This is a genomic window from Achromobacter xylosoxidans (assembly GCF_001457475.1).
In the GTDB taxonomy this organism is placed as follows: Bacteria; Pseudomonadota; Gammaproteobacteria; order Burkholderiales; family Burkholderiaceae_B; genus Achromobacter; species Achromobacter xylosoxidans.
In genome coordinates this window covers 3,161,510-3,181,425 of record NZ_LN831029.1, presented here as the reverse complement: position 1 = coordinate 3,181,425, position 19,916 = coordinate 3,161,510, and the positions used below count along the sequence as shown (strand labels likewise).

Genomic DNA, 19,916 nt, shown 5'->3' with positions numbered 1-19,916 from the left:
GCGTCTGAACAGGTCGCGTCCCGACAAGGCACGTCCCAACAAGGCGCGTCCCAACAAGGCGCGCGGCGCGCCGGCCGGCTCAGCGCAAGGCCGGCGCCGCGTCCGCCGACAGGCGGCGCGGCGTGGTCGTGCCGTAGTCCTCGTCCGCATAGATGCAGGCCGGCAGCGGCGACACCGCGCGGCCGCCCCGCTCCCACAAGGCCTCGATCCAGTCGGCCGCGGTGTCGGCGATGGCGTCCTGCACGCAGAAGCCGGGGTCGCGCGCGAACATCGGCACCGGCGGCGTCAGGCCGGTTTCGCCGTGCACCACGTCGAACAGGTGCCGATGGCCTTCGATGGCCTTGTTCAGCACGTACAGGTCGGGCCCGTCCAGGCCGATGACGACGGAAAACGTGCCCTCGCCGTCCTGGTCGGGGAAGATGCCGAACTGGATCTCGCGCGCTTTTTCGGGCAGGCGCGGGAACAGGCCGGCCAGCACGCGCAGCGCGGCGTCGGTGTGGGCATCGAGTTCACGCCGCAAGGCGGATTGATAGTCGCGTGGGTTCATGCCGCGAGCTTAGCGGATCGCGCCTATTTCTGTTATTTCTGTCTTGACAGAAATAACAGAAATACCTACAGTGGCCGCATGAAACTGACTCCGATCGCCGAACGCTTCATCCTCCACTGGGGCGAAATGGGCTCGCGCTGGGGCGTGAACCGCACCGTGGCGCAGATCCACGCCCTGCTCTACCTGCTGGGCCGGCCCGCGCCCGCCGAGGAAATCGCCGAAACGCTGGGCGTGGCGCGCTCGAACGTCAGCAACAGCCTCAAGGAACTGCAGGCGTGGCGGCTGGCCAAGGTGGTGCATGTCATGGACGACCGCCGCGACCATTTCGAGACCTCCACCGACATCTGGGAATTGTTCAAGCTGATCGTCGAAGGCCGGCGCCAGCGCGAGATCGACCCCACCCTGTCGATGCTGCGCGACACCCTCGCCAGCCCCGAGATGGCCGACGAAACCCCGCTGACCGCGCAGCGCGTGCGCGAGACGCTGGCGTTCCTGGAAATCCTCACCACCTGGTCCGATGAAATGCTGCGCATGAAGCCCGAGACGCTGATGAAGACGCTGGGCATGGGGGCCAAGATCAGCAAGACCATGCGCCGCACCAAGGCGTGAGGGCGTGGCGGGACCGCGTGTCCCGCCATTTTTTTGGCCTGTTATTTCTGTCTATACAGAAATAACAGAAATAAAAGAACCAAGCGGTCGATGCGGCCGGAGGCGGATCACATGAACATTCTGGTATGCGGTGCCAATGGCTTTATTGGCCACGCGTTGTGCCAGGCGCTGGCGCGCGACGGGCATCGGGTCCTCAAGGGCGTGCGGCGGGCGCGGCATGCCGACGAGATCGCAGTGGACTATCGCGTCGATACGACGCCGGCCGCCTGGGTCGACCGCCTGCGCGGCATCCACGTTGTCATCAACGCGGTCGGCATCCTGCGCGAAGGCGACCGCGGCGATTTCGACCGGCTTCATCACCTTGCCCCGGTGGCGCTGTTCGAGGCGGCCGCGCAGGCCGGCGTCAGGCAGGTGCTGCAAGTGTCGGCGCTGGGCGCCGAGGGCGGCGACACCGCTTACTTCCGCAGCAAGCGCGCCGCCGACGACCATCTGCGCACGCTGCCCATTGCCCACCACATCCTGAGGCCGGCGCTGGTGTACGGCGCCCAAGGCGAGTCGGCGCGCTTTTTTCGCGCATTGGCGTCGCTGCCGCTGCATGCCCTGCCCGCCGGCGGCTGCCAGCCGCTGCGTCCGATCCACATCGACGACCTGGCCGAGATCGTGGTCCGCCTGGTCAACGGCGCGGTCGACGCGCCTGCGGTGCTCGATCTGGTGGGCGACACCGAGGTCACCTTCAAGCGCATGCTGGCGGTCTATCGCACATCAATGGGCTTTGCGCCAGCGTGGACGCTGACCGTGCCGGGTGCGCTGGTAGCCGGGACCGCGGCGCTGTGCGACCGTCTGCCCGGCTCGATCCTGACGCGCGATACCTGGCGCATGCTGCGCGCCGGCAACAGCGGCGATCCGGCGGCCACGGCGCGGGCGCTGGGACGCCCGCCCGCCGGCATCGACGCCTTCATCGGCCCGGACGAAGCGTCCGCCCTGCGCCAGCAGGCCCTGGCGGCCTGGCGCCCCGCCCTGCTGCGCGGCGCGCTGGCGCTGATCTGGCTGTGGACCGCGCTGTGCAGCGCCTTTATCTACCCGACCGGCGACAGCCTGGCGCTGCTGGCGCGGGTCGGCCTGCACGGCCCGGTGGCCGTGGCGGCGCTGTACCTGGCCGCCACGCTGGACGCCGTGTTCGGCGTCGCCACGCTCTGGCGACCCGGCCGGCGGCTGTGGGCCGCTCAGCTTGCCCTGGTGCTGGGCTATTCCGCGGTGATCGCGGTGGCTTTGCCGGAATTCCTGTGGCATCCGTTCGGCCCGCTCCTGAAGAACGTCGCCGTCGTCGCGCTCCTATTCATCCTGTTCAGCGAGGAAACCCAATCATGAACGCCTATCTCACGATCAAGACCCTGCACATCCTGTCGTCGGTGTTGCTGGTCGGCACCGGTTTTGGCACCGCGTTCTACCTGTTCTTCGCCAACCGCAGCGGCTCGGTGCCGGCGATCGCGGCGGTCTCGCGCCTGGTGGTGCGGGCCGACCTGTGGTTCACCACGCCCGCCGTGGTGGCGCAGCCGCTGACCGGCCTGTGGCTGGCGCACGCGGCGGGCTGGAGCTGGACCACGCCGTGGATCGCCGTGTCGATCGGGCTGTACCTGCTGGCCGGCGCCTGCTGGCTGCCGGTGGTGTGGTTGCAGTACGAAATGGCGAAGATGGCCGCCCGCGCCCACACGGCCGGCGCCACGGCGCTGCCGGCGCGCTACTGGCGCTTTGCGCGCTGTTGGGAATGGCTGGGCTACCCGGCGTTCCTGGCGATGGTGGCGGTGTATTTCCTGATGGTGGTCAAGCCGGCGTTGTGAGGACGGGGCCGCCCTGCCCCCTTTTCGGCATGGGAATCCGCGCCCTGCCGGCGCGGATTCCCGGCGGCGCGTCAGTCGATGGCGGCGCCGGCCGTTTTCACGACCTTGCCGAGCCGCGTGTATTCCTCGGCGCCGAATTCGGCCAGCGACTGGCGCGAGGTCGGCGACGGGATCGCGCCGCGCGATTCCAGCGCCTGCTTCACCTCGGGGCGTTGCAGCGCGCGGTTCACGGCGGCGTTCAGCTTGTCGAGAATGGCGGCGGGCGTGCCCTTGGGCGCATACAGCCCGTCCCAGGCGAAGAACTCGTAGCCCTTGACGCCGGCCTCGCTCAAGGTCGGGATGTCGGGATTCGACGCAACGCGCTGCGGCGTGGTCACGCCCAGCGCGCGCAGCTTGCCCGCGGCGATCTGCCCCGACACGTTCGGCATGACGTCGATCAGCAGCGAAATGCGCCCGCCCAGCAGGTCGGTCATGGCGGCGCTGCCGCCCTTGTACGGGATGTGCATGATCTTGACCCCGGCCATCTGGTTCAGCAGTTCACAGGCCAGGTGCGACGAGGTGCCGTTGCCGGCCGAGCCACAGGTCAGTTCGCCCGGGTGCGACTTGGCGTAGGCCAGCAGCTGCGCCAGCGACTTGAAGCGCTCGTCGGTGGCGTTGACCACCAGCGCGGCCGCGATGACGGTGAAGCGCGAGACCGGCTCGAAGTCGCCCGGCGCGTATCCCGGCGACTTGTAGAGCCAGTGGTTGGTGGCCTGGGTGCCGTTGGTGCCGTAGGACAGCGTATAGCCGTCCGGGTTGGCGCGCGCCGCGATGGCGGTGCCGATGTTGCCGCCGGCGCCCGGGCGGTTCTCGACGATGATGGACTGTCCGAGTTCGCGCGACAGCGGCTCGGCCACCAGCCGCGCCAGGGTATCGCCGCCGCCGCCGGCGGCGAACGGCACCACCAGGGTGATGGCATGGGTGGGCCAGTCGGCGGCCTGCGCCGGCGCGGGGCCGGCCGCCAGCGCCATGCAGGCGGCGGCGATGCCGATGGAGGTCTTGAGGGGGATCATGGTTTGTCTCCTTGGGGGTGCGGGGCGCGCGGCCGCTGGTTTTGATGTATCGGACGCGCGTGGAACGAAAAAAGGAATGGCGCGACGGGCTCCCGGCGGCGTCACACGAAGCGGCAGCTGACCGCGCCGAGCACGCCGTAGTCCACGTGGAAGGTGTCGCCGCGCTGGGCGAACACCGGCCGCGTGAACGAGCCGCTCAGGATGATCTGGCCGGGTTCCAGCGCGACGTCGTAGCCGGCCAGCTTGTTGGCCAGCCACACCACGCCGTTGGCGGGATGGTTCAGCACGCCCGCCGCCAGGCCGGTTTCCTCGATCACGGCATTGCGCGACATCATGGCGCCGACCCAGCGCAGATCCACCTCACCGACCCGCACCGGCCGGCCGCCCATCACCACGCCGGCGTTGGCGGCGTTGTCGGCGATGGTGTCGAAGACCTTGCGCGGCCGCTTGCTGTCGGGGTCGATCTGGTGCGAACGCGCGTCGATGATTTCCAGCGCCGGGATCACGTAGCGCACCGCGTCCAGCACGTCGAACAGCGTCACGCCCGGGCCTTGCAGGCGGCGCTCCAGGATGAAGGCCAGCTCGACCTCGACCCGCGGCACGATGAAGCGGTCGTGCGGGATCTCGGCGCCGTCCTCGAACAGCATGTCGTCCAGCAAGGCGCCGTAGTCGGGCTCGTCGATCTGCGAGGACAGCTGCATGGCGCGCGAGGTCAGGCCGATCTTGTGGCCGACCAGCCGGCGGCCGCCGGCGATCTTGGCCGCCACCCATTCGCGCTGGATGGCGTAGGCGTCGGCGATGGTGATGTCGGGATGTTCCAGCGACAGCTGGCGCACCTGGGTACGGCTGCGTTCGGCCTGGTCCAGTCGCTGGGCCAGCGCCTTGATGGTCGCGGCGTCCATGGAGGTTCCTTGGGGTGTCATGGGATTTTCGGGCACGGTTTGAGGGATGTCATTCGGGCGGCAGATGGCGCCGGCTGCGTTTTTCCGCCAGCAGCCAGTCCTGGCCATGGACGGCCAGGCGGTCCTGGCAGTCGCGGATGGCGACCAGCCGCGGCGCCCCGCCCTGCACTTGCGGATCGCTGTCGTAGGCGGTGAGGAAATAGCCCATCATCGCCCGCGACCCGTCGTATTCGAGCAGGCGCAGGTTGGTGATGACATGGCAAGTGGTGCGCTGCGGCGGCCGTGCCTCCAGGGCCGCCAGCACTTCGCGCGGTCCCGTCAATAGCTGGCCCTGGCGCAGCCAGGTGCCATCCGGCGCGATGAGCGCGGCGGCGGCCTCGTGGCGCCGGGTATCCAGCGCGTGGAAAAAGGCCAGGACGACCGCCTCGCAGGTGGCCTTGGCGTGTTCGGTCTGCATTCGGTTCTCCATCGTGGGTCAGCCGATCCGGGCGCTGGACAGCGGCGCGTCGGCGCGCGCCAGTTGCGCGGGATCCACCTGGGTGCCCTGGGCGATCCACTGGCGCAGCTGGCGCAGTTCGCGCGCCGCGTTCACCGCCACGGCGCCAACCACGCGTCCGCCCTCGTCCAGCGCCACCGACAGCAGCGCCCGCGCGTCCGCCAGGGGCCGCAGGACTTCGCGCCCGCCCCGCGCCGGAAAGCCGGCGATCTGCACCATGGCGTCGTACTGTTCCGACCAGACCGCGCCGCTGGGCAGGTAGGGCTGGCCCGCATCCAGCGCCGACAAGGCCGCCGCCGCGCCCTGGTCCTGCGCGTTCTGCCAGGATTCGAGGCGGATGGGTCCGCCGCCGGCGGGCGTGGCTACCGCCACGTCGCCCGCGGCCAGCACATCGGGCGCCGACGTGCGGCAGTATTCGTCGACCAGCACGCCGCGTTCGCAGGCGATGCCGGCCTCGCGCGCCAGGGCGTCGTTGGCCTGCATGCCGACGCCCAGCACCACGGCGTCCGCCTCCAGGCGGCTGCCGTCCGCCAGTTCGGCCACGCAGCCGCCCTCGGGCCGCGCATGCACCGCGCGCAGGCTGGCATTCAAGCGCAACGAAACGCCCTGCGCGGCGTGCAACGCCGCCAGGTGGGCCGAGACGCCGGGCGGCACGCTGCGGGCGCACAGGCGCGGCGCCTGTTCCAGCACCGTGGTGGCGCAGCCCGCCAGGCGCGCGGTGGCGGCCACTTCCAGGCCGATCCAGCCGCCGCCGGCGATGACGATGCGGCGGCCGGGGCCCAGGCGGGCCCGCAGGCGCAAGGCATCGTCGCGGGTGCGCAGCACATGGACGGCGGGGCCGTCGGCGCCGGGCAAGGCCGGCACGATGGGACGGCCGCCGGAGCACAGGATCAGTTTGTCGTAGCTGAGCATGGCGCCGTCGGACGTCTCGACCTGATGGCGCTCGGGCCACAGCCGCGTCGCCGCGACGCCGGGCCGGAACGTGATATCCAGTTCCGCCAGGCGTTCTAGGGAAAACAGCTCGGTGCTCTCGGGCGCGGCCTGACCGCCCAGCACCGCCTTGCTCAGGGGCGGCCGCTCGTACGGCGGGTGCGGCTCATCGCCCAGCAGCACGATGCGGCCGCGGTAGCCACGGCCACGCAGCGTGGCCGCGGCCCAGCCGCCGGCCTGCCCCGCGCCGACGATGACGATGGCGCCGGCGCTCACGCGGCCTCCGGGCTCAGGTAGATGGTGCCGGCCTCGACCCGCACCGCGTAGCGCCGCAGGTCGGCGGTGACGGGCGGACATTGCGGTTTGCCGCTGCGGACGTCGAACACGCCCTGGTGCAAGGGGCATTCGATGGTGCCGTTCTCCAGGTAGCCGTCGGCCAGGCTGGCATTGCCGTGCGGGCAGCGGTCCTGGGTGGCGCAGATCTCGCCCTGCAGGTCGTACACGCACACGGCCTCGCCCTCCAGCGCGACGCGCAGCGTGCCGGTGTCGGGGGAAATGTCGCCCACCTGGGCGACCGGAGTCCAGGTCGTCATGGTCACAGCCCCATCGCGTTGCGGTAGTAGTCGTAGAACGAGCGGATCAGCACTTCGGTCACCATGTAGTCGGCCGGCTCGGTGTCGCGCCCGCCCATCTCGACGATGCCGCGCGCCTCGGGGTAGCCGGTGACGCCGATCTGCACCTGGTTCAGCATCTCGCTGTCGTCCATCGAGACGAAGCCGGCCGGGCCCAGCAGGTTGGCGTGCTTCAGGCGCAGGCGGGTCATTTCCTCGTCATCGTCCTCGTAGCCGTAGTAGGTGAAGACGAGTTCGTGCTCGGTCGGGCTGCGCGGAATCACGTGGCGGGTCTTGAGCGAATTGGCCTGGATGCCGAACTGCGCGGCGGGAAAGACCCAGGCGCCGCCGACCCGGCCGCGGTTGAATTCGGCGCGCGGGGTCACGGTTTCCAGGTCGAGCAGCTCCAGGTCGTCGCGAAAGCGGCTCATTTCGCTGGTGGCCTCGGTCTTCTTCTTGCCCTCGTTGTGCGACACCATCACGCTGTGCGCGCCGCCGCCGGTGGGAATGCATTCGGACTTGGAGTCCGCGCGCCACAGGCCGAAGGTGATGTAGAAGGTGTGCAGCAAGGTGGCGTGGTATGGGTCCTTCAGGTTCTCCAGGTACATCTTCCAGTTGCTGGGAATGAGCTGGCGGCTGTAGCCCAGCAGCTTGAGCTTCTTGCCCGGCAGCATGTGGTCGATCTCGGCCAGCACCTCGGGGCCGCAGTAGTCCTCGAAACTGGGCGCATCGTCGGCGAACGTCGCCCAGATCGAGCCGCCGCGGTTGACGCTGCGCAGCTTGCGGATGCCGTTCTGCTTGGGATCGAAATCGCGCGGCATGCCGCCCTTGCCCATGGCGCCGCGGCGGAACGGCACGCCCTGCAGGTTGCCATCCAGGTCGTAGTTCCACTGGTGATACGGGCAGGTGAAGTCGCTCACCTGCCCGGTGTTCTTCCAGCAGATCTGCGCGCCGCGGTGGGCGCAGCGGTTCTCCAGCACGTTGATCTCGCCGCTCTCGGTGCGCACCATGATGACCGGGCGGTTGCCGATCCAGTTGCGCTTGTAGCAGCCGGTCTCGGGCACCTCGCACTCCAGGCCGACGTAGTTCCAGGTGCGGCCACCGAAGAAGACGTCCATCTCCTTTTGGAAAATGGCCGGGTCGGTGTAGACCCAGTTGGGAATGCGCGTGTAGCCCTCCTTGGGCCAGCGGCGCTCGATATGGATGGGGGCCGCGGCGGGAGTTTCCAGCACGGCGGAATCGGAACAGGTCATGGCGGGTTTCCTGGCAGCGGGATCAGAGGGGAACGATGAGCGAGGTGCGCACGCGGTAGTTGTCGTAGACGCAGTCGCGGCGGGTCAGCAATGGGCCCTGCGGCGTCAGGCGCAGCTCGTCCAGGTAGCGGCCCACCATGTTCAGCGTGGGTTCGCGGTCGGACAGCGACTCCATCACGGCGAAGTTGGCCTGGGCCACGATGCGCTCGCCCTGCGCCTGGATGACGCGCACGCCGCTGATGAAGTGGCGCAGCGAGCGCGGCTCGAACATGGTGGTCTCGCGCAGCGCGGTGACGCGGTCGCGCAGCATGTTCTTGTTCATGCAATAGATCAGGCCGAGCGGCAGGCCGGCGTCATGGTTCTCGCGCGACAGCACGCGGTAATGGCAGTCCTCGGTGAAGAAGTCCGGCCACTCCTCCAGCCGGTCTTCGTCCAGGCAGTAGGCGTAGTCGTCGTAGAAGTCGCGCAGGCGGGCGCGCAGCGAGGTGTCGTCGGGCAGTTGGATCTGGGTCATGGGAATTTCCGGGATGCGGCGGGCGCGTTCAGGACGCGGCGGCCAGTTGCGCCAGGTTGCTTTCGAAGCCGCTCTGGCTGCCGAGCGCCAGGATCGGTTCCTGCATGCGCTCCTGCCAGATCAGCGATTCCATGGCGATCTGCAAGGGATGGTCCTGCACCGTCAGGGCCGAGGTGGTCTCGGTGCCCGAGTGGTGCGAATGCATGGCCCAGCCGGGCGCCGACAGGATCAGGTCGCCGGCCTTCCAGTCCAGCCGCACGCCGTTGACCTTGCTGTAGCCGTTGCCGCGCAGGTAGTAGTTGATGGCCGACGAGCTGTGGCGGTGCGGCACGTGGTGGTTGTCCGGCGGCGACGACGAGATGGTGGCGAAGAAGCTGTGGGTGGTGCCGATGCGGCGCTCGGTGGCCGGGTTGTACAGCACGAACAGGCGCCGGCCGTTGTAGCCGCGCGCCATGTCCTCGACGCTGGGCAGGTGGCGCGAGACCGCCGCCCAGGGCCAGTGCAGCGCCTTCGATTCGAGCACGTCGATGTCGATCAGCCACTCGTAGCCCATCAGCCAGGCGCCTTCCGGCGTGATCTGTTCGCGCAGCGCCAGGTCACGCGCGCGGACCGACTCGGGCGAGCGCGCGGGCGCCGGGCGGGTGTTGGCGTCGGCCGGCGGCACGTCGCCCTCGAATTCCTCGACGTAGTGGATCTCCAGCTTTTCCAGCAGCGGCGCGTTCGAGTACGACAGCCGCACCCAGGGAGTATTGCCTTCGTTGCGGTACGAATGCACCTGCATCGCAGGCGTGTTCCACACGTCCCAGCGGCTCACCGCGATGTCGCGGCCGGCCACCGTGGCCACGCCTGCGCCGCTGATACAGATCTCCAGCATGTTGGAGTTCTTGCGCAGGTTGAAGGTGCGTTCGCCGGGATTGACGACGTTGATGGTGACATCCGTGCCGGGAGCCAGGCCCAGGCCGGGCGCCGTTGCCTGCGGATGCACGATGAGGGACGCACGGCGGCCGTTGTCGGGGCGCGGCGCGTCGATCAGGCGGGCGATCTCCAGGTCGATCGCTTCCTTGGGGATCACGATCGATGGCCATTTGTTCTGTTCGCGGGGCGCGGCCCCGCTGACGTCGACGAACATGTCTGTCTCCTGTGGCCGGCGGGCGGTGCGCGCCGGCGTCATGATGCTTTGAAGGGGGTAATCGAAATCAGGGCTGCGCCAGCAGCAGGTTGTCGCGGGTCTGCGGCGGCAAGGCAACGCCCAGGCCACGGTCGCGAGCGTGTTCGTACGCCACCTGCGCCATCGCCAGGTCCGACAGGCCCATGCCCATGCCCTTGAACAGCGTCAGCCGCGCATCCGGCGCGCGGGTCTCGCCGCGTGCCAGCAGGTCGCCCAACACCGCCACGCCGTCCCAGGGCGCGCCGTCCGCGCCATAGCGTTCGCGCAACTCGCGCGAACCGCGCCGGGCGTTTTCCAGGTCGTCCACCACCACGCGGTCGGCGCGCTCGAACACGTCCTGGGCGAACTCGGCCTTGGCCGGCAGGATCGCGCCCACCGCGTTCAGGTGGCGGCAGTCGGCCAGTTGGGCCGCGTCGACGAACGGCTCGACGGCACGCGTGATCAGCGTGACGATCTCGGCGCCGGCCAGCGCGTGTTCCAGCGTGGGCGATTCCTCGATCGTGAAGGCGTACTTGCCGGACACGGCATCGACGAAGGCGCGGCGCTTTGCCGGCGTCGGGCTGTAAACCCGCACGCGCCGCAGCTTGCGCACCGCGGCCAATGCGGCCAGTTGCGTCACTGCCTGCGGGCCGGTGCCGATCAGGGCGGCCTGCGTAGCGCTCGCGGGCGCCAGGGCGCGGGTGGCCACGCCGCTGATGGCGGCGGTGCGCAACATGCCCAGCGCGCGCGCTTCGATCACCGCCCGCAACAGGCCGGTGTCGGCATCGAACAGGCTGAACAGCGACCCGCCGCCCGCCTTGGTGTGGACCCAGGTCTTGAAGCCGGCATAACCGCCGGGGCCGGGCTGCACCGAGCCCAATGCATGCATCGAGCTGCCGTCGCCCCAGGTGGCCAGCGCCTTGGGCACGTTGCGCGCCCCGTCGCGCGCCTGCGCCACCAGCATGCGCTGCAGCGCCTCGATGGCGCGCGGGATGGTCAGCGCCGCCACCACGTCTTTTTCGGTGAGATACCGCAGTGCTTCGGTCATGCCTGTGTCCTTCGTTTCATTGAGGGTGGACGGGTTCGTCCGCCACCGTGTTGCGCAGCGTGCCGACGCCCGGCACCTCGATCTCCAGCGTGTCGCCGGCCGCCAAAAAGCGCGGCGGCTGGCGGCTGGCGCCGACGCCTTCGGGCGTGCCGGTGGCGATCACGTCGCCGGGGGCCAGCGGGGTGAACGCGCTGATGTAGGCGATCAGTTCTGGAATGGGGAAGATCAGGTCGGCCAGCTCGCCCTGCTGCACGGGCTCGCCGTTCAGGCGCGTCTCGATCCGCAGGCGCGCGGGGTCGCCGATCTCGTCGGCGGTGACCAGCCAGGGGCCGATCGCGCCGCTGCGCTCGAAGTTCTTGCCGGGCGTGACCTGGGCGTTGTGCTTCTGGAAGTCGCGCACCGAGTTTTCGGCCATGCAGGTGTAGCCGGCCACGTGGGCCAGGGCGTCGCGCGCCGCGATGTGGCGCCCTGCCCGCCCGATCACCACCGCCAGTTCGCCCTCGTAGTCAAAGCGCTCGGAGGCGCGCGGCTTCCAGACCGGCGCGCCGTGGCCGACGAAGCTGTCGGGATAGCGGGCGAACAGCGAGGGATGGCGCGGCAGCTCGCGCCCGGCCTCGGCCACGTGGCGGCCGTAGTTCAGGCCGACGCAGAGGATCTTGCGCGGCGCCGGCACCGGCGGCAGCCATTGCAGGTCCGCCAGCGCGATGCCGGGGCCTTCGTGCCGCGCGGCCGCTTGCGCGATCTGCGCCACCCCCGCCGCCAGGGCCGTGGCCAGGTCGGGCCAGTACCGCGTCAACGGCACGACCTCGGCGTCGCGCAGCATGCCCCAGGCCGGCTGGCCCGCGTGCTCGAAGCTGATCAGCTTCATCTTGTCTCCTGTCCTGTGGGCGGTGCTCCTGGCATGCAATTGAGTGACGCATTGCATGCATTCAGTGGCTTTTAAGTGCCATGACCGCTGTTTTTTCGAATTATTGCATGCAATTTTGATAAATCGCAAGGTCGTATTGTTTTTTTGATGTGCAATTGCATGCAATTTTGTAGGTACACTGGAGGCCCCTTCAGATACGTTTCAGCCGACGATCCGCTATGGCCGCTCAGATCGACAAAGTGATTTCCGAACTCCGGGACATGGTGCTTTCCGGCGCCCTGCAACCCGGCGAACGCGTGGTGGAACTGCAGTTCTCGGCGCGCCTGGGCGTGTCACGCACGCCGCTGCGCATCGCCCTGACCGAGCTGGAAAAGGAAGGCCTGCTGGAGCGCCTGCCCTCGCGCGGCTTTCGCGTGCGGGCCTTCACCGTCGACGAAATCGGCGACGCGGTCGAAGTGCGTGGGGTGCTGGAAGGCATGGCGGCGCGGCTGCTGGCCGAGCGCGGCGCCAGCGCCGAGGTGCTGGAACAGTTGTCGCAGGCGGTGGAGGAAGGCCGCGCCCTGCTGGCGCCGGCGCGGCGCGACCCCAAGGCCACGGTGGATGCGCGCGCCTGGGGCCAGATCAACCGCCGCTTCCACGAGATCCTGTGCGAAGCGGCCGGCAACCGCGCCCTGCTGTCGGCGCTGGAACACAACAACAAGACGCCGCTGGCCGGCCCCGCCGCACTGACGCTGCCGTCCACCCCTTCCCTGCTGGAGACGCCCTTCGTGCTGCGGGCGCAATCGGACCACGAGGACCTGCTGCGGGCGATTACGCGGCGCGAAGCCGCGCGCGCCGAGAACCTGATGCGCGAACACGCCTACCGCAGCCGCGAGAACAAGCGCGTGCTGCTGGAATCGCTGCGCGGTGGGGTGTCGGGGCCGGCGCTGCCGGCCGACAGCGCGGCGGCCTAGGGCCGCGCCGCCGGTTTGAGCGCGAGGCCTGGGGGCTGCCCGCCGGCCTGATGCGGGCCGGGGCGACGCATCCAAACGGCGGCCCGATGCGGCCGCCACAGGCAAGACTGCGTTCAGAACAGTCGGCGCACGCGCTCGCGGATGGCGCCGGCGTAGGCCCAGCACCATACCGCCAGCGCCAGCATCGCCACCGTGAAGTAGGCGCGCGCCCCCAGCGGCACGGGATTCAGGCGCGACAGCGTGGGAAACGGCTCGTAGCCGATGAAGTCGCTGGCGGCCAGCGCGCTGAACAGCAGCGCCAGCACCGGACCGGTGAAATGCGGGCGTTCGCCGCGGGCCTGCGGATCGGCCCGGAAACGCCAGTGGAACAAGCGCAGCAGCTGGATCACGACGGCGACCAGCGGAACGACCAGGGCAAGCTGCAGCACGAGCAGCGCAACGATGACTTGAGTGGGAAGCATGGCCGCGATTTTACGCGGCCCGGGGACCGGCCCTCGGGACAACCCCTATTACCCGCCCCATGCCAAACAACTATCGTATTCGAGAATTATCAAATAAGAGAATTCTCGCTTCCGACAAAATGGCCGCAGACCCCCTATACGATTACGCCGTCATCGGCGCCGGCATCGCCGGCGCATCCGTGGCCTACCGCCTGAGCGCGTCCGCCTCCGTCGTGGTGCTGGAGCGCGAAGCCCAGCCCGGCTACCACTCCACCGGCCGCTCGGCCGCCATGTTCATGGAGACCTACGGCACCGCCCAGATCAAGGCGCTGACCCGCGCCAGCCGCGATTTCTACGAACATCCGCCGCAAGGCTTCTGCGAGCATCCCCTGCTGAGCCCGCGCGGCGTGCTGTACATCGCCGCGCCGGGCCAGCAGGACCTGCTGCGCGAGGTCTATGACGATTTCCGCAGCCAGTCGCCCAACGTCACGCTGATCGACGCCGAACAGGCGCTGGCGCGGGTGCCCTGCCTGCGGCCCGACCAACTTTGCGGCGCGATCGAGGAGCCGGATGCGCGCGACATCGACGTGCATGCGCTGCACCAGGGCTTCCTACGCGGCATGACGCGCCAGGGCGCGGCGCTGCGCAACAACGCCGAACTCGTTACCGCCACGTTCGAGGACGGCGCCTGGACCCTGACGCTGGCCGGCGGCGAGTCGCTGCGGGCGCGCGTGCTGGTGAACGCCGCCGGCGCCTGGGCCGACCACACCGCCGAACTGTGCGGCGTGCGGCCCGTGGGCCTGCAACCGTGCCGCCGCACCGCCTTCACCTTCACCGGGCCGGACGACGTCGATTTCGCGCACTGGCCCGCCGTGGTGGGCGTGGACGAGAGCTTCTATTTCAAACCCGACGCAGGCCAACTGCTCGGCTCGCCCGCCAATGCCGACCCGGTCCCGGCGCATGACGTGGTGCCCGAGGAACTGGACGTGGCCACCGGCATCTACCGCATCGAAGCGGCCACCTCGCTGACCATCCGCCGTCCGCGCCACACCTGGGCTGGATTGCGCTCGTTCGTGGCCGATGGCGATTTCGTGATCGGCTGGGACAGCGCCAGCCCCGCCTTCTTCTGGCTGGCGGCGCAGGGCGGCTACGGCATCCAGTCCGCCGCCGGCGTTTCGCAGCTGGCGGCCGACCTGTTGCTCGACCTGCCGTTGAGCGCCAGCCTGACCGCGCAGGGCGTCGACCCCGCGCGCCTGTCGCCGGCCCGTTTCTCCCCTTCCCGATAGGAGCCCGTTCCATGAGCCAAGCCATCCAGCGCCTGCCCAGCAGCCTGCCGTTCCCGTTTTCGCGGGCCGTGAAGGCCGGCGGCTTCCTGTTCCTTTCGGGCCAGGTGCCGATGAGCGCCGCCGGCGAGGTGGTGCGCGGCGACATCCAGACCCAGACCCGCGCGGCCTGCGAGCGCATCGTCGAAAGCCTGGCGGCCGGCGGCGCGCGCCTGGACCAGGTGGTCAAGGCCACGGTGTGGCTGTCGGACATGGGCCACTTCGCGGGTTTCAACGAGGTCTACAAGGAGTTCTTCGGCGCGGCGCTGCCGGTGCGTTCGACGGTGGCGTCGGCCCTGGCCCTGAACGTCGACGTGGAGATCGAAGTGCAGGCGTATATCGGAAACGACTGAAGGCAACCATCCAGAACGGAGCGAGCGCATGAAGATTTTTTCCGGGTCCCTGGCGACCGAGACCAATACCTTTTCCCCCATCCCGACCGGCCTGTCGGCCTATCGGGCGCGCGGCTACTACCCGGCCGGCCAGCACCCGGACCGCATGCAGATGTTCTCCGGCCCGCTGTGGGCCGCGCGCCAGCGCGCCCAGGGCAAGGACTGGACGCTGATCGAGGGCATGACGGCGGGCGCGACGCCGGCCGGCCTGACCACGCGCCACGCCTACGAGACCTTGCGAGACGAATTGCTCGACGACCTGCGGCGCGCCGGCAAGGTCGACATCGCGCTGTTCGGCCTGCACGGCGCCATGGTGGCTGACGGCTATGACGACTGCGAAGGCGACCTGCTGCGGCGGGCGCGCGAGATCGTCGGCCCCGACACGGTGATCGGCGCCGAACTGGATCCGCACTGCCACCTGACCGACGCCATGGTGAACAGCGCCGACTTCCTGGTGTGCTTCAAGGAATATCCGCACACCGACATCCTGGACCGCGCCTACGACCTGGTCGACCTGTGCGTGGCGCGCGCCGCGGGCCGCATCAAGCCGACGCGCGCGGTCTTCGACTGCGAGATGATCTCCATCATGCACACCAGCCGCGAGCCGATGCGCGGCTTCGTCGACCGCCTGCTGGCGATGGAAGGCAAGGAAGGCGTGCTGTCGGTATCGATCGCCCACGGCTTCCCGTGGGGCGACACGCCCGACATGGGTTCCAAGGTGCTGGTCTACACCGATGGCGACGCCGGCCAGGCCGAACGGCTGGCGCGCGCGCTGGGCGAAGAGATCATCGGCTTTCGCGACCAGCTGGCGCCGCCCTATCCCGGCGCCGACGAAGCCCTGGACCAGGCGCTGGCGCTGGCCGACTTCCCGGTGGTGCTGGCCGACTCGGCCGACAACGCCGGCGGCGGCGCGCCCAGCGATGCCACCTTCATCCTGGAGCGCGTGCTGGCGCGCGGCATCCAGGACGTGGCGACCGGCCCGTTCTGGGATCCGGTGGCGGTGCAGCTCTGTTTCGAGGCCGGCGAAGGCGCGCAGATCAAGCTGCGCATCGGCGGCAAGGTGGCGCCGGTGTCGGGCCAGCCGCTGGACCTGGCCTGTGAGATCGTCGCGCTCAAGCGCGACGCCGTCATGACCGGCCTGGCCGGCACGCCCGCGCTGCTGGGCGATGTGGCCGTGGTGCGCAGCCAGGGGGTGACCATCGTCATGACCACCAACCGCACCCAGGCCATGGATACCGACCTGTTCACGCAGTTCGGCGTGGACCTGGGCGCGATGAAGCTGGTCATTCCGAAGTCGTCGCAGCATTTCTACGCCTCGTACTCGAAGCTCGGCCGCAACGTCATCTATGTCGAGACGCCCGGGGCGATCACGCAAGACTACAACGCGCTGCCTTTCACCAAGCGCAAGCTGCCGAAATGGCCCTTCAAGGGCTGATATCCAACCCATTGCCCACGCAGGCAACCGGAGAAAACAAGGGGATGACCATGATGAAACGATTCAGCCTGCTGGGCGCCGCCACGCTGCTGGCCCTCGGCCTGGCCGCGGGCCAGCCGGCCCAGGCGCAAGGCAAGACGCTGCGGATGGTGCCGCACGCCGACCTGAAGACGCTGGACCCGCTGTTCAACACCGCCTACATCACGCGCAACCACGGCTACATGGTGTTCGACACCCTGTTCGCGCAGGACAGCCACGGCCAGCCCAAGCCGCAGATGGTCGAAAGCTGGACCGCCTCGCCCGACGGCAAGGCCTGGACCTTCAAGCTGCGTCCGGGGCTGAAATTCAACGACGGCACGCCGGTCACGGCCGAGGACTGCATTGCGTCGCTGCAACGCTGGGCCAAGAAGGACACGCTGGGCCAGGCCCTGATGGCGGCGGGCGCGGAACTGGCCGCGACCGGTCCCGACAGCTTTTCGCTGACGCTCAAGCAGCCCTTCGGCCTGGTGCTGGACGCGCTGGCCAAGCCGTCCGGCATGCCTCCCTTCATCATGCCCAAGCGGCTGGCGCAGACCGACGCCAACACGCCCGTGACGGAAATGGTCGGCTCCGGTCCGTTCCTGTTCAAGCGCGATGAATGGGTGCCCGGCAACAAGGTCGTGTACGTGAAGAACCCGGCGTACGTGCCGCGCAACGAACCGGCCGACGGCCTGGCCGGCGGCAAGGTCGCCAAGGTCGACCGGGTCGAGTGGATCTACATTCCCGACGGCAACACCGCCACGGCGGCGCTGATGAACGGCGAAGTCGACATGATCGAGCAGACCACGCCGGACTTCCTGCCGGTGCTGGAAAGCAACCCGGACATCAAGCTGAGCACCTCGGTGGCCACGCAGGGCATGGCCATCGTCAACGCGCTGCATCCGCCGTTCGACAAGCCGCAGGCGCGCCAGGCGCTGTACTACCTGGTGAACCAGAAGGAAATGCTGTCGGCCATCGGCTACCCCGAGAAGTACCGGGTCGACTATTGCGCCACGCTGTACATCTGTGGCTCGCCGCTGGCCAGCGACGCGGGCGCGGCGCCCTACGCCAAGCCCGACCTGGCGCGCGCCAGGCAGCTGTTGCAGGAGGCCGGCTACAAAGGCGAGAAGATCGTGGTGCTCTACCCCACCGACCACATCAGCGCGCCCGCCGTCATGGTGCTGACCCAGAACATGAAGAAGGCCGGCCTCAAGGTCGACCTGCAGACCATGGACTGGGCCTCGCTGGCGGCGCGCCGCCTGAAGAAGGACCCGCCCGACCAGGGGGGCTGGAACCTGTTCCTGACCTGGGGCGGGTACTACGATGCCAGCACGCCGGTCACCAATCCATGGCTGTCGGCCGCCTGCGGCAACAGCCTGCCCGGCTGGCCCTGCGACAAGGAACTGGACGCGCTGCGCACGCAGTGGATCCAGGAGTCCGATGCGGCCAAGCGCAAGGAGATCGCCGCGAAGCTGCAGGCGCGCGCCTACGAGTCGGTGCCATACGTGATGTGGGGCGAATTCAAGCCGGTGTCGGCCATCCGCGGGCTGACGCACACCGAGCTGATGAAGACCGGCATTCCGGTCATGTGGAACGTCGAAAAACCATGATGCGGCGCGGGGCCGCGCGTGATATGCAAGCGCGCCCCGCTCCCGGACAATCAGGCCGCCGCCAAGCGCTCCGCGCGCGCCGCGCCAGGCCGGGGGGAAACCCAGCGTGAAAACCATCCTGCGCCGCATCGCGGCCGTCATACCCGTCATGGCCGTGGTCGCGGTCGTGGTGTTCCTGCTGATCCACCTGTCGCCGGGCGATCCGGCGGCGGTGATCGCGGGCGACAACGCCACCACCGAGGACGTGGAAAAGATCCGCCAGAACCTGGGCCTGGACAAGCCGCTGCTGACGCAGTTCGGCATCTGGGTCGGGCACCTGGCCACCGGCGACCTGGGCACATCCATCGCCACCCAGATGCCCGTGGCGCAACTGATCGGCCAGCGCATGGGGCCGACCCTGTCGATCGCCGCCTTCACCATGCTGTTCGCCGTGCTGGCGGCGATACCCCTGGGCGTGCTGGCGGCCTGGAACGCCGGCAAATGGCTGGACCGGCTGGTGATGATCGGCGCGGTCTGCGCGTTCTCGGTGCCGGTGTTCCTGATCGGCTACAGCCTGGTCTACGGCTTTTCCATCAAGCTGGGCTGGCTGCCGGTGCAGGGCTACAAGCCGCTGGCGGACGGGCTGGTGCCTTATCTGCGACACCTGGTGCTGCCCTGTCTGTCGCTGGGCCTGGTGTACATGGCCCTGCTGACCCGCATGACCCGCGCCACCATGCTGGAGGCGCTGTCGGAAGACTACATCCGCACCGCCCGAGCCAAGGGCCTGGCGGCCGGGCCGATCGTCTGGCACGCGCTCAAGAACGCCGCCAATCCCATCGTCACCACCATCGGCGTGGGCGTGGCGCTGCTGATCGGCGGCGTGGTGGTCACCGAAACCGTGTTCGCCATTCCCGGCCTGGGGCGGCTGACCATCGACGCCGTGCTGCGCCACGACTACCCCGTGATCCAGGGTGTGCTGCTGGTGGCCTCGGGCATCTACGTGCTGATCAACCTGCTGGTCGACCTGAGCTACCGCCTGTTCGACCCGCGTATCCGCTATTGAAAAGGGGCGATCCATGACCACTACCACCCTGCCCCTGGCCGCGGCGCGCCCGCGCTGGCGGCGCGCCGTCCGTTCGCTGCGGCGCCATCCCATGCTGTACGTCGGCGCCGCGATCCTGCTGGCCCTGGCCGTGATCGCCGTGGCCGCGCCCTGGCTGACCTCGATCGATCCGCAAGACATCAACCCGCTGGCGCGCATGAAGCCACCGTCTGCCGAACACTTCTTCGGCACCGACGCGCTGGGCCGCGACGTGTACGCGCGCACCCTGTGGGGCGCGCAGGTGTCGCTGCTGGTCGGCGTCGTGGTCGCGCTGGTGTCGACCGCGGGCGGCGTGCTGCTGGGCATGCTGGCCGGCTATTTCCGGCGCCTGGACGCCGTGATCATGCGCATCATGGACGGCCTGATGGCGATCCCCGGCGTGCTGCTGGCGATTGCGCTGATGGCCACGCTCAAGGGCGGCCTGGCCACCGTGATCGTGGCCATCGTGGTGCCGGAAGTGCCGCGCGTGGTGCGGCTGGTGCGGGCCCTGGTGCTGACCATCCGCGAACAGCCTTACATCGAGGCCGCCGTGGCCGCCGGCACCCGCGTGCCGGCCATCCTGCTGCGCCACATCCTGCCCAACCTGTTCGCGCCGCTGATGGTGCAGGCCACCTTCATCGCCGCCTCGGCCATCCTGACCGAGGCCGTGCTGAGCTTCCTGGGCGTGGGTATCCCGCCGCAGATTCCCAGCTGGGGCAACATCATGGCCGAAGGCCGCAACTTCGTCGCGGTGGCGTTCCACATCATCCTCTACCCGGGCCTGTTCCTGGGCGTGGCCGTGCTGGCCGTCAACCTGGTGGGCGACGGGCTGCGCGACATGCTCGATCCGCGCCTGGCGAAAAAGCTGTAG

22 protein-coding genes are annotated in these 19,916 nt (G+C 69.1%); 10 read left to right on the top strand and 12 right to left on the bottom strand.

Annotated features, from left to right (window positions below; genetic code table 11):
* Nucleotides 1–79: 79 nt before the first annotated feature.
* Entirely contained in the window at nt 80–547 is a 468-nt protein-coding gene (locus AT699_RS14360; RefSeq protein WP_024068866.1) for a DUF6389 family protein, read from the bottom strand.
* A gap of 78 nt (nt 548–625) precedes the next feature.
* Here AT699_RS14360 and AT699_RS14355 point away from each other — a divergent pair, with 78 nt between their 5' ends.
* From AT699_RS14355 to AT699_RS14345, 3 genes are all read left to right on the top strand, one after another.
* Nucleotides 626–1,156 carry a GbsR/MarR family transcriptional regulator gene (locus AT699_RS14355; protein WP_006384361.1) on the top strand — a complete coding sequence of 177 codons (531 nt, stop codon included), beginning with the start codon at nt 626–628 and terminating at the stop codon, nt 1,154–1,156.
* A 111-nt stretch (nt 1,157–1,267) separates the two neighbouring features.
* Entirely contained in the window at nt 1,268–2,524 is a 1,257-nt protein-coding gene (locus tag AT699_RS14350) for an SDR family oxidoreductase (RefSeq protein ID WP_024068865.1), read from the top strand.
* A complete protein-coding gene (locus tag AT699_RS14345; RefSeq protein WP_006384359.1) occupies nt 2,521–2,994 on the top strand; it encodes a DUF2269 family protein in 474 nt (157 codons plus the stop codon). Before AT699_RS14350 ends, AT699_RS14345 begins: the two co-directional genes overlap by 4 nt.
* A 71-nt stretch (nt 2,995–3,065) precedes the next feature.
* On the opposite strand, the gene AT699_RS14340 is transcribed toward AT699_RS14345, so the two are convergent.
* From AT699_RS14340 to AT699_RS14295, 10 genes are all read right to left on the bottom strand, one after another.
* A complete protein-coding gene (locus AT699_RS14340) occupies nt 3,066–4,046 on the bottom strand; it encodes a Bug family tripartite tricarboxylate transporter substrate binding protein (protein ID WP_006384358.1) in 981 nt (326 codons plus the stop codon).
* Between the two features lie 101 nt (nt 4,047–4,147).
* Complete coding sequence (gene hpaH / locus AT699_RS14335; protein ID WP_006384357.1) at nt 4,148–4,948, bottom strand: 2-oxo-hept-4-ene-1,7-dioate hydratase; 801 nt, start codon at nt 4,946–4,948, stop codon at nt 4,148–4,150.
* A gap of 49 nt (nt 4,949–4,997) precedes the next feature.
* A complete protein-coding gene (locus tag AT699_RS14330; RefSeq protein WP_024068864.1) occupies nt 4,998–5,405 on the bottom strand; it encodes a nuclear transport factor 2 family protein in 408 nt (135 codons plus the stop codon).
* Between the two features lie 18 nt (nt 5,406–5,423).
* Nucleotides 5,424–6,650 carry an NAD(P)/FAD-dependent oxidoreductase gene (locus AT699_RS14325; RefSeq protein ID WP_024068863.1) on the bottom strand — a complete coding sequence of 409 codons (1,227 nt, stop codon included), beginning with the start codon at nt 6,648–6,650 and terminating at the stop codon, nt 5,424–5,426.
* Entirely contained in the window at nt 6,647–6,967 is a 321-nt protein-coding gene (locus AT699_RS14320) for a non-heme iron oxygenase ferredoxin subunit (protein ID WP_053501412.1), read from the bottom strand. The genes AT699_RS14325 and AT699_RS14320 overlap by 4 nt, the downstream gene beginning before the upstream one ends.
* Nucleotides 6,968–6,969: 2 nt before the next feature.
* Nucleotides 6,970–8,238 carry an aromatic ring-hydroxylating dioxygenase subunit alpha gene (locus AT699_RS14315; RefSeq protein ID WP_024068861.1) on the bottom strand — a complete coding sequence of 423 codons (1,269 nt, stop codon included), beginning with the start codon at nt 8,236–8,238 and terminating at the stop codon, nt 6,970–6,972.
* A gap of 22 nt (nt 8,239–8,260) precedes the next feature.
* Entirely contained in the window at nt 8,261–8,752 is a 492-nt protein-coding gene (locus AT699_RS14310) for an aromatic-ring-hydroxylating dioxygenase subunit beta (RefSeq protein WP_006384216.1), read from the bottom strand.
* Between the two features lie 28 nt (nt 8,753–8,780).
* The gene (locus AT699_RS14305) at nt 8,781–9,881 is read right to left on the bottom strand and encodes a cupin domain-containing protein (RefSeq protein WP_024068860.1); all 1,101 of its coding nucleotides are present in this window, start codon (nt 9,879–9,881) and stop codon (nt 8,781–8,783) included.
* 67 nt (nt 9,882–9,948) lie between these two features.
* Nucleotides 9,949–10,947, bottom strand: a complete 999-nt coding sequence (locus AT699_RS14300) for an ornithine cyclodeaminase family protein (protein ID WP_024068859.1) — start codon at nt 10,945–10,947, stop codon at nt 9,949–9,951.
* 16 nt (nt 10,948–10,963) lie between these two features.
* Nucleotides 10,964–11,815, bottom strand: coding sequence for a fumarylacetoacetate hydrolase family protein (locus AT699_RS14295; protein ID WP_024068858.1), 852 nt, complete (start codon nt 11,813–11,815; stop codon nt 10,964–10,966).
* Nucleotides 11,816–12,033: 218 nt separating this feature from the next.
* Between AT699_RS14295 and AT699_RS14290 the strand changes: the two genes are divergently transcribed.
* On the top strand, nt 12,034–12,768 hold the full coding sequence (locus tag AT699_RS14290) for a GntR family transcriptional regulator (RefSeq protein WP_006384220.1): 735 nt from the start codon (nt 12,034–12,036) through the stop codon (nt 12,766–12,768).
* Nucleotides 12,769–12,881: 113 nt separating this feature from the next.
* Here the strand turns inward: AT699_RS14290 and AT699_RS14285 are convergent, their stop codons facing one another.
* Complete coding sequence (locus AT699_RS14285; RefSeq protein ID WP_006384221.1) at nt 12,882–13,229, bottom strand: hypothetical protein; 348 nt, start codon at nt 13,227–13,229, stop codon at nt 12,882–12,884.
* Nucleotides 13,230–13,348: 119 nt separating this feature from the next.
* Here AT699_RS14285 and AT699_RS14280 point away from each other — a divergent pair, with 119 nt between their 5' ends.
* The 6 genes from AT699_RS14280 (at nt 13,349) to AT699_RS14255 (ending at nt 19,916) form a co-directional block, all read left to right on the top strand.
* Complete coding sequence (locus tag AT699_RS14280; RefSeq protein WP_006384222.1) at nt 13,349–14,494, top strand: NAD(P)/FAD-dependent oxidoreductase; 1,146 nt, start codon at nt 13,349–13,351, stop codon at nt 14,492–14,494.
* Between the two features lie 11 nt (nt 14,495–14,505).
* The gene (locus AT699_RS14275; protein WP_006384223.1) at nt 14,506–14,883 is read left to right on the top strand and encodes a RidA family protein; all 378 of its coding nucleotides are present in this window, start codon (nt 14,506–14,508) and stop codon (nt 14,881–14,883) included.
* A gap of 28 nt (nt 14,884–14,911) precedes the next feature.
* Complete coding sequence (locus tag AT699_RS14270) at nt 14,912–16,357, top strand: M81 family metallopeptidase (protein ID WP_024068855.1); 1,446 nt, start codon at nt 14,912–14,914, stop codon at nt 16,355–16,357.
* A 50-nt stretch (nt 16,358–16,407) separates the two neighbouring features.
* Nucleotides 16,408–17,985 (top strand): ABC transporter substrate-binding protein, encoded by a 1,578-nt coding sequence (locus AT699_RS14265; RefSeq protein WP_165601176.1) that lies wholly within the window; start codon nt 16,408–16,410, stop codon nt 17,983–17,985.
* Nucleotides 17,986–18,091: 106 nt separating this feature from the next.
* A complete protein-coding gene (locus AT699_RS14260; RefSeq protein ID WP_024068853.1) occupies nt 18,092–19,027 on the top strand; it encodes an ABC transporter permease in 936 nt (311 codons plus the stop codon).
* Between the two features lie 13 nt (nt 19,028–19,040).
* Nucleotides 19,041–19,916 carry an ABC transporter permease gene (locus tag AT699_RS14255; RefSeq protein ID WP_024068852.1) on the top strand — a complete coding sequence of 292 codons (876 nt, stop codon included), beginning with the start codon at nt 19,041–19,043 and terminating at the stop codon, nt 19,914–19,916.